The 13,878-nt window shown below is 37.9% G+C and carries 11 protein-coding genes; all 11 read right to left on the minus strand.

What is annotated here, in order from left to right; translation table 11 throughout:
* Positions 1–42: 42 nt before the first annotated feature.
* Complete coding sequence (locus tag ACKVEV_RS12230; RefSeq protein ID WP_402926316.1) at positions 43–1,152, minus strand: HD-GYP domain-containing protein; 1,110 nt, start codon at positions 1,150–1,152, stop codon at positions 43–45.
* A 39-nt stretch (positions 1,153–1,191) separates the two neighbouring features.
* On the minus strand, positions 1,192–2,559 hold the full coding sequence (locus tag ACKVEV_RS12235; protein WP_409366703.1) for a bifunctional metallophosphatase/5'-nucleotidase: 1,368 nt from the start codon (positions 2,557–2,559) through the stop codon (positions 1,192–1,194).
* A 16-nt stretch (positions 2,560–2,575) separates the two neighbouring features.
* Positions 2,576–3,397 (minus strand): sulfite exporter TauE/SafE family protein, encoded by an 822-nt coding sequence (locus ACKVEV_RS12240; protein WP_402926311.1) that lies wholly within the window; start codon positions 3,395–3,397, stop codon positions 2,576–2,578.
* The gene (locus ACKVEV_RS12245; protein ID WP_409366704.1) at positions 3,397–4,254 is read right to left on the minus strand and encodes a DUF72 domain-containing protein; all 858 of its coding nucleotides are present in this window, start codon (positions 4,252–4,254) and stop codon (positions 3,397–3,399) included. The genes ACKVEV_RS12240 and ACKVEV_RS12245 overlap by 1 nt, the downstream gene beginning before the upstream one ends.
* 102 nt (positions 4,255–4,356) lie before the next feature.
* Positions 4,357–5,754 carry a Fe-S cluster assembly protein SufB gene (gene sufB, locus ACKVEV_RS12250; RefSeq protein ID WP_402926308.1) on the minus strand — a complete coding sequence of 466 codons (1,398 nt, stop codon included), beginning with the start codon at positions 5,752–5,754 and terminating at the stop codon, positions 4,357–4,359.
* Between the two features lie 24 nt (positions 5,755–5,778).
* Positions 5,779–6,207, minus strand: a complete 429-nt coding sequence (sufU, locus tag ACKVEV_RS12255) for a Fe-S cluster assembly sulfur transfer protein SufU (protein ID WP_409366705.1) — start codon at positions 6,205–6,207, stop codon at positions 5,779–5,781.
* Positions 6,197–7,426: a cysteine desulfurase gene (locus ACKVEV_RS12260; RefSeq protein WP_409366706.1), complete on the minus strand. Its 1,230-nt coding sequence runs from the start codon at positions 7,424–7,426 to the stop codon at positions 6,197–6,199. Before ACKVEV_RS12260 ends, sufU begins: the two co-directional genes overlap by 11 nt.
* A complete protein-coding gene (gene sufD / locus ACKVEV_RS12265) occupies positions 7,426–8,730 on the minus strand; it encodes a Fe-S cluster assembly protein SufD (protein ID WP_409366707.1) in 1,305 nt (434 codons plus the stop codon). Before sufD ends, ACKVEV_RS12260 begins: the two co-directional genes overlap by 1 nt.
* 18 nt (positions 8,731–8,748) lie before the next feature.
* Positions 8,749–9,528: a Fe-S cluster assembly ATPase SufC gene (gene sufC, locus ACKVEV_RS12270; RefSeq protein WP_370635669.1), complete on the minus strand. Its 780-nt coding sequence runs from the start codon at positions 9,526–9,528 to the stop codon at positions 8,749–8,751.
* 573 nt (positions 9,529–10,101) lie between these two features.
* Positions 10,102–10,860, minus strand: coding sequence for a response regulator (locus ACKVEV_RS12275; RefSeq protein WP_409366708.1), 759 nt, complete (start codon positions 10,858–10,860; stop codon positions 10,102–10,104).
* On the minus strand, positions 10,832–13,777 hold the full coding sequence (locus ACKVEV_RS12280; protein WP_409366709.1) for a response regulator: 2,946 nt from the start codon (positions 13,775–13,777) through the stop codon (positions 10,832–10,834). The genes ACKVEV_RS12275 and ACKVEV_RS12280 overlap by 29 nt, the downstream gene beginning before the upstream one ends.
* Positions 13,778–13,878 lie beyond the last annotated feature (101 nt).

Consider the following 13,878-nt stretch of genomic DNA (forward strand, 5'->3'; position numbering starts at 1 on the left):
AAATCTCCTCCTGTTCTACAACGTATGAACAGGAGGAGCAAATTATACGACTCTCGATGGTACGACATAATCGGTTTCAATACTATCGATTGTTACAGTTGGATAGTCCACTAAATTGATTTCATAGGTCGCTGTGAGTAATTCATCTTGTTCTTCAAAAATTCGAATCCATGGCAAGGAGGAATCCAAATTATTTTGTTTTGAGACTATTCCTCGACGACCATCTGATAATTTTAAGATTAAGCCATTCGGATAATGTACAACCGATCTTTTCAATGCGTCGACAATACGCGCATCATAAAGGGTACCTGAGCCCGCTTCTACAATCGCAAGCCCTTGGGAAGGAAGCATTTTTTCACGATATACACGGTTAGTCGTCACCGCATCAAATACATCCGCTACGCCAATAATTTTGGCAAAAGGATGGATTTCAAAATCAACTAAACCTCGTGGATAGCCACTTCCATCGATGCGTTCATGATGTTGAAAAGCGCAATGTGCAACCAGTAAGGAAATGGAATGTAAATTACGTAATAAATCAAACCCAAAACGAGTGTGCATTTTCATCATTTCAAATTCCTCATGCGATAATCGCCCTGGTTTTTTTAATATCTCTTTCGGCACCATAATCTTTCCAACATCATGCAATAAGGCACCAATCCCAATTAAACGTAGATCCTCGGCTGAATGCCCTAATTCTTTCGCGATAGCAATTGAATATAAGGTTACATGAAAAGAATGCTGATATAAGTATTCATCGAATAAATAAGCATCTGTTAAAATCGTTAAAATTTCATCATTGCCTGTAACAGCTGAAAGTAGTTCATCGACAATCGTCACAATCGCTTTCGATTGCTGATCAAGTATATAAGAGGCATTCACTGTACTTAAACCATTTAAGGATTGGAAAGAATCTTTAATGGTTGAGATTGTTTTATTTCGGACATCAGGAGGAACCGTTTCCTTTACTTCAATCCCTTCAGAAATTTTGTCATCAATATATAAATAATGCGTATTCAACTGTTGAAGTCTCTCAATAATACGTTCATTAATGACAACATCTTTCTTTAAAAGTGGATGACCTGCCTCATTCCAGATGGTTCTTCCTAATACCATTCCTTCTTTTAATACATCGATTGAAATTAATCGCATGACTTCTTCCCCAATCCATTCTTAAAGCATTTTATATATCTATAGCTTAAAGAAACTTTGCCCGTACTCTAACATAATATTGCGTAAAAAATCAGGTAAAATATATTTTTTCTTTGCATATTTAAAGCTTGGATAAAAATAACCGAACGTAAACAAATCAAGTGTTACTAATGTATAAGTACGCTCATTATCTGCTATTTGTCCATTAATGAGCAATTGACGATCTTCATTCATCGTAAAGCCATACGTTAGCATCTTGCCAAAAATAACGCCCCTAAAACCTAAACCTTTAAGCTCCATATTCGGCCATTCTTCATTTTTAGATTGCTGGAAAATTTCCTTCATTTCCGAAACGGACAATTCAATTGTACATAAATTAATCGGGTGAGGAAAAATTTTATGCAAATCAAGCGCGGTAACTGTTCCTTTTGGAAGACCTTCTAAAAATATGCCTGCGTTAAATAACGCACAATCCGCACCACTTTTTTCTAAAATCGCTTGTGCAAATAAGTGTGATAATTGCGAGTAATGGAACCATTCCTTATTGTACGCTTTTTTCGTTAAAAAAACGGGCTTGTCTAATAATTGATTACCTTCTTCTTCTAAAGATAGTAAAAACTCATTTTCATTTTCAACAATTGGCAAGTCCTTATTATGAATTAAAGTATCCTTTTTTTCAACAATTTCCCTCGTTTTTTTATCATATTCTACCACTAAATGTCCCGTATATTGTCCGAATTTTCCTCCGCCAGTGAGCAATACCCCATTAACGTACTTCCCAGTTGGTAGTGTATGATGTGTGTGTGAACCAAAGATAACGTCGATTTCTGGGCATTCCTCCGCCAATAATTCATCTTCAGTAATGCCTAAATGTGACAGACAAACAACAATATCTACTTCTTGACGCAGTTGGTGCGTTAAGCGAATAAGCGAGCTTCGTGCATCTTCAATATGCCAGTTCAATTCTTTATAATAAATCTCGAACATCGCGGTTGCAGCAATCACAGCAATTTTCGTTCCGTGTTTCGACGTTTTTACAACATATGGCTTTAACCATGCTGGATTTTCTCCTTTAGCTGCTGTAACATTCGCTACTACAACGTCAAATCGCGCATCATCATATAGATGAAATAGCTCTTCATGGGATAATGTAATGCCTTCATTATTACCGATTGTCACCACATCATAACCAGCGTTATTTAATAGTTTCACATTGCCCTTCCCAACGGTAGCATCCGTATAGATATTCGATCTATCTACATGATCCCCAACATCAACTAAAAAGCTAGTTTCACCTAAAGCAGCCAAATGAGCCCGTTGTGTATTGACATAGCTTGCCATGCGCGGCCAATACTTAAAATGACTATGCAAATCATTTGTATGAAAAATATGAATTTTTTCCAGCATTCAAGCCACCTCTTCTTTACAATAAGCCCTCTATAATGGAACGAATTCCTAATAATAATAAAATAATTCGCAGTGCAAGGACAAGTGTATCGGATTTAATTTTTTTATTTAGCGCTGCCCCAAGCTTTGCCCCGATGTATGCACCAGGAATAACAGGAATTGTATACAGCCACGGAACATTTCCTAAATAAATATGACTTGCGGAGTTAATAATCGAATTTAGAAATACCATAAACATCGATGTGGCCACGGCAACATGTGGCGGAAATAAAAATAAAATAATCATTGCAGGCACAATCAGCGCACCACCCCCGATGCCAAATAAGCCTGAAGCAAAACCAACAGTAAAGCAAAATAATAACGCAAACCAAATTGGATAGCCGTACACATACGTTTTCCCTTCAACATCTACAAATTGATGTTGTGTACCATTTTTCACAAACCATTGTACTGGCTTCAATTTATCTCGGATAAGTAAAATTACCGATATGACGATTAACAATATGCCAAAATATAAGTTAAATGACGGTAAATCCAATCCTTTATTGACCCATGCACCTACCATCGTCCCCGGAATACTGCCTAGAAAAAATATAAATCCACTTTTATAATCTACTGTTTTGGATTTCATGTAGCTTAATGTTGATGCTAAACCGGTGAAGATCATCATTACAACAGATAGCCCAACGACCTTTTGCGGTGTAATTTCTGGGATCATCCCAAGATTTATACCAACAAATAAAGTGGCCGGTACTAAAATAATCCCTCCACCTAGTCCTACAAGCGAGCCAATTAGCCCGGATAGTAGTGCAATTACTATTAAAAGAATAAACTCCATTATAGTTCTCCTTCAAACATATTTAATTGTTTTGGTGCTAAACCTCTATCTTGGAGGGCTAGTAATGCCTGTAGTTCCTTGGCATTTTTCGCGGCATGCTGGCCAGAGTTATTATTAAATAAAACAAAGAGCTCTTGTACGTTAGGCTCTATCCTTTGAACATGCTCGCCGATTTGCTGTAGTTCTTCTTTATTATAGTCATATAAAAAACGAACTTTGCGCCAGTTCTCTGCATTGCCCGTATTACGCCAACCGTGAATATTGCGTCCATGTATACGGACGAGTGCCTTATTGGCCGTTACTTCAGGATAAAAGGGCACAGAACCACTACCAGCTTGCGGTTCATCACAAATAGTATGGATAAATTGATGTTCCTTTAAAAAATCCATCGTTTGTTGGACAACTTTCTGTGCATACCATGTCTGATTGCGAAATTCAATCGCTACATCAAATGCTTTTAATTGTTGCCTAATATACAATAAATATTGTACATTTTTCGACTGACAATCAAACCATGGTGGAAATTGTGCTAAGACCATCGCTAACTTGCCATGACGTTTAAATTCATTTGCACAGTCAATAAAAGCATTGAACATATCGTTTTTAGATTCGAAAGGAATTTCTCCGCGTAAATGACCGGTCATTCCCTGATAGGCTTTTATTACAAAACGAAATGAGTCTGGCGTTTGCTCACACCATTTACGAACATTCTCCACTGATGGTATCGCATAAAAAGAAGTATCTAATTCTACGGTTAAAAAATGACCTGCATAATCGAATAATTTGTCCTTTGAGGCAGTCACACTACTATATAACGAAGGATGATCGCCCCAGCCTGTTAACCCTACTCGAATCAAGTGACTCCCTCCTTATGTACATAATGATAGCATACACTTTCAACAAATATAAAAAGCGACTAAAGCTAAAATAGCTCTAGTCGCATGCACATCAACAAAAAATCAGCCGATAGAACCTTCCATCTCGAACTTGATGAGACGGTTCATTTCTACTGCATATTCCATTGGTAATTCTTTCGTAAATGGTTCGATAAAGCCCATTACAATCATTTCAGTTGCTTCTTCTTCAGAAATACCACGAGACATTAAGTAGAATAATTGTTCTTCCGACACTTTTGAAACTTTCGCTTCATGCTCTAAAGAAACATTATCATTTAAAATTTCATTGTATGGAATTGTATCCGAAGTAGATTGGTTATCCATGATTAACGTATCACATTCAATGTTAGCACGCGCCCCACTTGCTTTCGGACCGAAACGTACTTGACCCATATATGTTACTTTACCACCTTGTTTCGCAATCGATTTAGAAACGATTGTAGAAGATGTGTTAGGTGCCATATGAATCATTTTTGCTCCAGCATGTTGGTGTTGCCCTTTACCTGCTAATGCAATGGATAATGTCATACCACGAGCGCCTTCACCTTTAAGGATACAAGCTGGGTATTTCATCGTTAATTTAGAACCAATATTACCATCGATCCATTCCATCGTACCGTTTTCTTCAACAACAGTACGTTTTGTTACTAAGTTGTAAACGTTGTTCGCCCAGTTTTGAATCGTTGTATAACGGCAGTAAGCATTTTTTTCGACGATAATTTCTACTACTGCTGAGTGTAAAGAGTTTGTTGTATAAACAGGAGCTGTACATCCTTCAACATAGTGTACATGTGCGCCTTCATCAACAATAATGAGCGTACGTTCGAATTGACCCATGTTTTCAGAGTTAATACGGAAGTAAGCTTGTAAAGGTGTTTCAACTTTGACACCTGGTGGCACATAGATAAATGAACCACCTGACCAAACTGCTGAGTTTAACGCAGCAAATTTATTGTCAGTGTAAGGAATTACTTTACCCCAGTATTTTTTGAAAATATCTTCATTTTCGCGTAAAGCTGAATCCGTATCCTTGAATACAATACCAAGATCTTCTAAATCTTGTTTCATATTGTGATATACTACTTCAGATTCGTACTGAGCAGATACACCAGCAAGATATTTTTGTTCTGCCTCAGGAATACCTAATTTATCGAATGTAGCTTTAATTTCTTCAGGTACTTCATCCCAAGATTTTTGCGTAGCTTCAGATGGTTTTACGTAGTACGTAATTTCATCGAAATCTAAATCGCCAAGTTCGCCACCCCATTGTGGCATTGGTTTTTTATAGAAAGTTTCAAGCGCTTTTAAGCGGTATTCTAACATCCACTCAGGCTCTTGCTTCATATTTGAAATTTCACGGACGATTTCTTCAGTCAAACCACGTTTTGAACGGAAAATTGATACGTCCTTGTCATGGAATCCGTATTTGTAATCGCCAATATCCGGCATTTTTTTAGCCATTATTTCTCCTCCGTTCACGAATTATTATTCTTTTACGCCTTTTTCCATTGCTTTCCAAGCCAATGTCGCACATTTAATTCGTGCAGGGAATTGTGAAACACCTTGCAGTGCTTCGACATCCTCTAGGTCGTATTTATCGCTATATTCTTCACCCATCATCATTTTTGAGAAAATATCAGCAAGCTCTAATGCTTCTTCTACTTTTTTCCCTTTGATAATTTGTGTCATCATTGATGCAGAAGACATCGAAATCGAACAGCCTTCACCGTCAAATTTCGCATCTTCCACAATGCCATCCGTCACTTTAAGCGTTAAGTGAATACGATCGCCACAAGTCGGATTGTTCATATCTATTGTTACAGCATCTGTTTCTAAAGATCCTTTATTGCGCGGATTTTTATAATGATCCATGATAACTGAACGGTATAGTTGATCTAAATTATTAAAAGACATCGCCAAAATACTCCTTCGCAGTACGCAACCCAGCAACTAAGCGGTCAATATCTTCCTCCGTATTATACAGATAGAAGCTTGCGCGCGCTGTCGCTACTTGTTGGAGACATTTCATTAGTGGCTGTGCGCAATGATGTCCTGCACGAACAGCAATACCGTTCATGTCAAGAACTGTTGCCACATCATGTGGATGTACATCATCTAAGTTAAACGTAACAAGTCCACAACGTTTCATCGGATCACGTGGTCCAAAAATTTTCAGTCCCTCAATTGTTTCAAGCTGATCCATCGCATAGCCTACAAGCTTATGCTCGTGCTGTGCAATATTATCTAACCCTACTTCATTTAGGAAATCAATAGCAGCACCTAAACCGATTGCACCTGCAATAATAGGCGTACCACCTTCAAATTTCCACGGCAATTCTTTCCACGTTGAATCATGCAGTCCAACAAAGTCGATCATTTCGCCACCAAATTCAATTGGCTCCATCTTTTCTAGGTGCTCTTTTTTACCATATAGTACACCTATTCCAGTCGGTCCGCACATTTTATGTCCTGAAAACCCTAAAAAATCTACATCTAAATCTTGCACGTCTATTTTCATATGCGGTGCAGCTTGTGCAGCATCTGCTACCATTACGGCACCATTAGCATGTGCAATTTTTGCAATTTCTTTAATCGGATTAATCGTACCGAGAACATTCGATGCCATGGATACTGACACAATTTTTGTTTTCGGCGTAATTGTCGCACGAACTTTTTCAAGATCAAGTGTGCCATCCGCCTCAAGATCAATGTACTTTAATGTCGCATTTTTTTCTTTAGCAAGCTGTTGCCAAGGAATAATATTGGAATGGTGCTCCATCTGTGTAATAACAATTTCATCACCTTGCCCAACATTTGCACGACCATAACTAGAAGCCACTGTATTTAACGCAGTTGTTGTACCGCGAGTAAAGATAATTTCTTCTGTTGATTGCGCATTAATGAAGTTACGCACCTTATCACGAGCACCCTCGTATTTGTCGGTCGCACGATTTCCCAACGTATGCACACCTCGGTGAACATTCGAGTTATCGAATTCATAGTAATGCTTGATTGCTTCAATTACTTGACTAGGCTTTTGAGATGTTGCTGCACTATCAAGGTAAACAAGTGGATGACCATTGACTTGTTGATTTAATATTGGGAAATAGCTTTTAATGTCTTTATTGATCATTAGCGAACTTTCCTTTCAATAACCTCCGTCAGTTGCTTTTGAACGCCTTCGATAGGTAATTGCGTAACAACTGGCGCAAGGAATCCATGGATAACAAGGCGCTCTGCTTCTGCTTTCGAGATACCACGACTCATTAAGTAATAAAGTTGTAGTGGATCTACTCGACCTACAGATGCTGCGTGTCCTGCTGTTACATCATCTTCGTCAATTAAAAGAATTGGGTTGGCATCGCCACGTGCTTTTTCAGAAAGCATAAGCACACGTGATTCTTGTTGCGCATCCGCTTTTGTAGCACCGTGTTCAATGTAGCCAATACCGTTAAAGATTGACTGTGCTGCATCTTTCATCACACCGTGTTTTAAAATGTGACCATTTGAGTTTTTACCCCAGTGACGAACTTCTGTTGTGAAGTTTAGTTTTTGTTCTCCGCGACCAACAACAACTGTTTTTGTATCAGCATGAGAACCGTCTCCAACAAGGTGTGTAATGTTTTCAGAAATTGTATCGGAATCATTCATTAAACCAAGTGCCCAATCAACTTTTGCATCACGCGCTAAACGAGCACGACGGTTTACATAAGTAGTATAACCTTTAGCAAGTACATCAACCGCACCGTAAATAACTTGTGCATTATCTTGGACAATGACTTCTGAAATAATGTTAGCTTGAGCTTTTGCTTCTTCAACTGTTGAAATATACGTTTCAACATATGTGACAGCTGCATTTGCCTCAGCTACTACTAATACGTGGTTATATAATGAAGCTTCTGCATTGTCATTTAAAAATACTACTTGTAACGGTTGCTCGATCACGACATTTTTTGGTACGTAAACGAATACGCCCCCATTAACAAGTGCTGCGTGAAGTGCAGTTAATTTATGTTCATCAACTTTTACTGCTTCAGTCATGAAGTATTTTTGCACAAGCTCACCATGTTCACGAACAGCAGTTAGCATGTCTGTAAAAATAACACCTTTATCTGCAAGTTCCTGTGACGTTTTAATAAACGCTGGTGTGTTGTTGCGTTGAATATATAAGTTTTCTTGCTCAAGGTCAATTAAGCCTCGTGCCTCTTCTGGTAGTTCATCAAGTGAAGTGTATTTTTCACTGACAACTGTATGACTTGGGAAGTTCATGAAATCCCATTTTGTAATATTAGTTCTATCTGGTTTTGGCATATCTAAACCAGCTGCTTTGTCTAGTGCTGCCGTACGAAGCTCAGCAAACCAAGTTGGTTCACCGTTAGCTTCTGAGAACGAGCGCACGTCCTGTACTGTTACAGGCAAGTTAAGTTCCACTGTCATGCTAATTCGTCCTCCTTCTTATGCTTCTTGTTCTTCTGTTTCTTCTTCGATACCTAATTCTTTTTTAATCCAGTCATAACCTTCTGCTTCTAAACGCTGTGCTAATTCTGCGCCACCTGATTTTACAACGCGACCTTGCATCATTACGTGTACATGATCTGGCGTGATGTAGTTAAGTAGACGTTGGTAGTGCGTAATCATTAAGCAACCAAAGCCTTCGCCACGCATTGCATTAATACCTTTAGAAACTACTTTTAATGCATCAATATCAAGACCAGAGTCAATTTCATCTAAAATAGCGAAAGTTGGCTTAATCATCATTAATTGAAGAATCTCGTTACGTTTTTTCTCACCGCCAGAGAAACCTTCATTTAGATAACGTTGTGCCATATCTTCGTTCATTTCAAGGAATTCCATATTTTTATCTAATTCACGAATGAATTTCATTAATGAAATTTCGTCGCCCTCTTCACGGCGTGCATTAATAGCTGAACGTAAGAAATCAGCGTTTGTTACACCAGCGATTTCTGATGGGTATTGCATAGCTAGGAATAAACCAGCTTGTGCACGCTCATCTACTTCCATTTCAAGTACGTTTTCACCATCAAGTTCAACTGTACCAGAAGTAACTTCATATTTTGGGTGTCCCATAATTGCAGAAGCTAGTGTCGATTTACCAGTTCCGTTTGGTCCCATAATTGCATGGATTTCATTTGTATTAATTGTAAGGTTTACGCCTTTTAAAATCTCTTTCCCGTCGATTTCAACGTGAAGATCTTTAATTACTAAAGTTGACATGAAAATACCTCCATAGTGTGTTCTGTGAATGGGCAACCATTCCTTAATTATCATCATTCTAATCTTAACTGAAAATCGTTCTCTATGCAAACCATTTTGACCACTTTCACTTTTCCATGATGAAATCGTGAAATATAAAGACTTTGTAAGCATTTTCAGTTTATTGCTAAACGAAAGTGACAATGAGAATCAATAAAGTCTATTTTCAATAAAATATCTCTAAATGAGAATGGATTTCATCTAGCTACATAGTGGAAACCTCGCATAAAGTGTTAATTGTAGCGGTTTTGTGACAAATATGCACAAACAGCCATATCTATACTATATCCTATTTCATTAAAATGGAATCATTATAAGGAAATAAAATTATAGAGTACTAGCACACTCATTTCGTTTTAAATTTGCATCCATGCGAGTCTACGTAAATTTTGCATGTAATTCAAAATAAAACATGGAAACGAGAAAAAGTGATAGATTGACTGTCATCAATCTATCACTTTTTCTTACTGTCGATGTCCGCTACGGCGGTTGCTTTCCGCTCAGCACAACAAGCGGCAACCCGCACTCAAGAATTCAGCATATTTTATACGCCCATAAATAGCCCTTTGATTCTAGCAAGAATGAATCAGGCTCGTTTGACATTTGTAGCACGACCGCATTATTGGTTTTCATTTCATAGCCATCATTAATACGTTCTATTTGAATAGGTACTTCAAGCTCGTTAAACATTTGGCGCAATCGATAAATTGTGTTATACAAGTTTGCTAATGCTTTGCGTTCATCAAGATTTGGCCAAATATCATCTAAAATTCGATATTTGGAAACGACTGCTCCTTCGTTTAATAACAAATAATAGAACAGTTCCTCCGTTACTTTTGTGCGCCATTTAATAGCTCGACCATTCATCCGTGTTGCTGCATCCCCTCGAAGACGGACTTCTAGCTTCGCAATAGCTTGTTGTTTCTGACGTCCATAATATTTTGCAAGTCGTTCATCTAATTGCAGTACCGTATTCGGCGTCATTGGTTTTAAAACATAATCGAGCGCTTGTACGCGAAAAGCATCAACGGCATATTTTGTGTATGCTGTAGAAAAGATGATTGGTACATCGATACCTTCCTCAACCAGCTTTAAGGCCAGCTCTAAGCCATTCAGTTTAGGCATTTCAATATCTAAAAAAATAGCATCGGCACGGATTTTTGCTAGCTCCTTTGCCGCTTCGATTGGGGAAGTAAAAGTGGCAATTACCTTAAAAAGACCATCCTTCTCCAGTAAACGTTTATGCAAGTTTAGAATAGGCTCTTCATCTTCTACCATAATAATGTTCCACATTGGCATACTCCTTTAAAGGTTGTTTTAAAGTCATCGTTGTTCCTTCATTTACTTTAGATTGAATCGTTAGCGTAGCATGTGGTAATTCTTTTACACGACGTAAAACATTTGTAAATCCTATTCCAGTTGAGCTAATATTTTTACCCATTGTTAAATTCGCTACTTGCTCTGTCGTCATACCAACGCCATCATCCACAACTTGAACGAGCATACAATTTTCTTCTTTTATGATTTTTACAAGGACATTGCCATTTCCTTCTTTTTCAAAAATTCCATGACGAATTGCATTTTCGACAAGTGGCTGTATTAGCAGACTCGGCACTTCAACTTTTGCTGCATCAATTGCCTCATCCATTTCAACCACAACATTTAGTCTAGCACCAAACCGAGCTTGTTCAATTTCTACATAGGCTTGAATAATTTCCAACTCTTTTTCAAGCGTTGCGCGGAAACCTTCCTTACCAGAATCAAAAATATAACGTAAATAGGTGGACAACATCGTTAATAAATGGCCGGCCCGCTCTCCATCTGTATAGCAGAAGGAAATAATACTACTAAGCGCATTATATAAAAAGTGCGGTTTTATTTGTGCTTGTAAAAATGCCATCTCATGCTCAATCGCATTTGTTATCGCTTCTTTTGCTAAAGAAATGGCAGATAACCGCGCTAATATTGTTTCTTTCGAGGCAGGCTTTCGAATATAATCATTCGCTCCTGATTCAAGGACAAGTGAAATATTCGTCGGATATTCATTCGCTACGAGCATAATAATTGGCAAATCCATATAACTATATTGTTGTCTTATTTTTTGTGTGAGCACTAAGCCATCCATCCCTGGCATTACTTCATCAATTAATATAAAATCAGGCTCTTTATGTTGGATCGCATGAAACGCCTCCTTTGCATTATGCGCTAACGAAATGGCGTAATGTTGCTGAAGAAGGCTTTGTAGCACCTCAGCATGGATCACATCATCCTCAACAATCAATAAAGTTGGTAAATGGTCATTGATCATCGGAGGCAGCAATGGCACTGTATCGTTCGTTTTATTTGGTTGTTTTTCTTCATAGCCACCAAAAGGCAATGTTAATAAAAATCGTATCCCATCCTGTAAGATATCGACCGAATACGTACCACCCATTTGTTCAATAATTGCCTTGCCAATCGATTGACCTGTCACATCGGCGGCAATTTGTTCAATAATATCCGGCCCTGTCCCTTCAACTGCTATTCTGACATCTGTGTCAAGATGCATAATGCTAAGAACAACTTCGCCATTACCGGCATGCGCAATGGCCGTTTCTACTATACGATACATAATTTGGCCCATTCTATGTTCATCTGCCTGTATCAGTAGTTGACTATCCGCATGCATATAATATTTAATATTTGCTTTTTCCATCGTCCGTTCATGCATTTTTACGACATGTTGAATAATCATTTGCACATTTACCGGATGGACATCAATGTGAAAATCCTGAAATCGAATTTTTGTAAAATCCTTCAAGTCATTCACTAAATATAATAAGCGTTCAAGCTGTTGCTCCAGCAATTGATGTTCCACTAAAGGTCGAGTTGCTGATAAGGACTTCGTGACGTTAAGGGCGTGATAAAGAGGTTGTTCAAGTTCCTTTGTTGTAACTTCTAAAAAGGAATCTTTACCTATCGTAGCTTTTTCCAATCGCTCGCTAAAAATCTCTGCTTCTGTTGTTCGATTAATGAGCCGCATTGCTAGGAAGACATTCATGCCTAAAATAAAAAATAGCAAGCCCAATCGATTGAACATATTTTTCCCTGTAAAATAAAGCTGGTCAAAGGCACCACTTACCGAAAAAATAAACAGTGAAAACACTGATGCACTCAGTATGATTAACTCATTATTAGGAATTCGCGTATTTTTAGTGAAAAACAAATAGACTAATCTAGCAATAATGACGAGAGCCAAGCCATTTATGTATCCAAAAAAGATATACTGTAAAGAGGATAAGGACCTTGCTGGGCTGAGCAGTGTCCCTAGTCCGTATAAAACAAGAGGTAGCGTCAATAGTATCGCTGTTCGACGCTTCACCATCGTTTCAACTGTATAGACAAAGAAAAAGAATAGCGTCACTGCATTTAGATACGTAATAAAATCTTGTAATCGAAAGTACAGTTCAAATGGCATTGAGGGAAACTCTCGATAAAGCGTCCTTTCGCCGCGCGTAGAAACGAGCAAAGCAAGTGTAAAGAAGTACATGGCACTATAAAAAAATGCTTTATCTTTCGTTCTTAATAAATACAAACTGCAGTGAAAGATTGAAAAAATAAATAAAATAATAATCGTTGTTTTTTCTAAATTTACATCTTTCACAACATCGTTAGCTATCGTCTCCGCAACACCGATATCAATCGGAAATATAATGCCATGCCGGGCATTAAAAAAATCTGCTACTTGCAATGTAATCGTTAGTGATTTTGTTGTAGGTGTAAAATATAATTCATACACTGGATTACTAGCAATAGCTCCCTCTTTTTCTGTTCCCAGAGTGCCATAAGTAGCAAGTTCTTTACCATTTATAAAAAGGCGGTGTGCAGACCAAATATTTCGCACACGAAGACCTATTTTCTCGAAATGTAGAGGTAATTCAACTTTGAGCTGATACGTTCCATACTGGACATCCTCGCTCCAAGAACCAGGTACCTTTTCCAACGTTGCATTTGGTGGAAAATGACTTGCATCTACATATTGATTCCCTATAAACTTCCATTCTCCAGAGAGGGCAACGACTTTTTCATTTCTTGAAATCTCTGAAAGATCTAATAACCCATCTTTCGCTTGCAACTTGGTATTGTTCGCTTCCTGATCGTTAAATGTTAAACCAGCTAACATAGTAATTGCTAAAATGATAAGCAGCCAACTGATCCCCTTCTTTATCATAAATCTCCACCTCGAACTTATTTTACAAGACTAAACTCTCAAATTACTAACAAAACTAGTAGAAAACGTCCTTTCACAATCGTTTTATTTTGCTAATATAA

Source organism: Lysinibacillus sp. 38-6, assembly GCF_046245175.1.
Taxonomy (GTDB): domain Bacteria; phylum Bacillota; class Bacilli; order Bacillales_A; family Planococcaceae; genus Lysinibacillus.

Bases quoted from the DNA above. Each gene is read 5' to 3' on its own strand.
- ACKVEV_RS12230 (WP_402926316.1), bottom strand. From the start codon at position 1,152: ATGCGATTAATTTCAATCGATGTATTAAAAGAAGGAATGGTATTAGGA.
- ACKVEV_RS12235 (WP_409366703.1), bottom strand. From the start codon at position 2,559: ATGCTGGAAAAAATTCATATTTTTCATACAAATGATTTGCATAGTCAT.
- ACKVEV_RS12240 (WP_402926311.1), bottom strand. From the start codon at position 3,397: ATGGAGTTTATTCTTTTAATAGTAATTGCACTACTATCCGGGCTAATT.
- sufB (WP_402926308.1), bottom strand. From the start codon at position 5,754: ATGGCTAAAAAAATGCCGGATATTGGCGATTACAAATACGGATTCCAT.
- sufU (WP_409366705.1), bottom strand. From the start codon at position 6,207: ATGTCTTTTAATAATTTAGATCAACTATACCGTTCAGTTATCATGGAT.
- ACKVEV_RS12260 (WP_409366706.1), bottom strand. From the start codon at position 7,426: ATGATCAATAAAGACATTAAAAGCTATTTCCCAATATTAAATCAACAA.
- sufD (WP_409366707.1), bottom strand. From the start codon at position 8,730: ATGACAGTGGAACTTAACTTGCCTGTAACAGTACAGGACGTGCGCTCG.
- sufC (WP_370635669.1), bottom strand. From the start codon at position 9,528: ATGTCAACTTTAGTAATTAAAGATCTTCACGTTGAAATCGACGGGAAA.
- ACKVEV_RS12275 (WP_409366708.1), bottom strand. From the start codon at position 10,860: ATGTGGAACATTATTATGGTAGAAGATGAAGAGCCTATTCTAAACTTG.
- ACKVEV_RS12280 (WP_409366709.1), bottom strand. From the start codon at position 13,777: ATGATAAAGAAGGGGATCAGTTGGCTGCTTATCATTTTAGCAATTACT.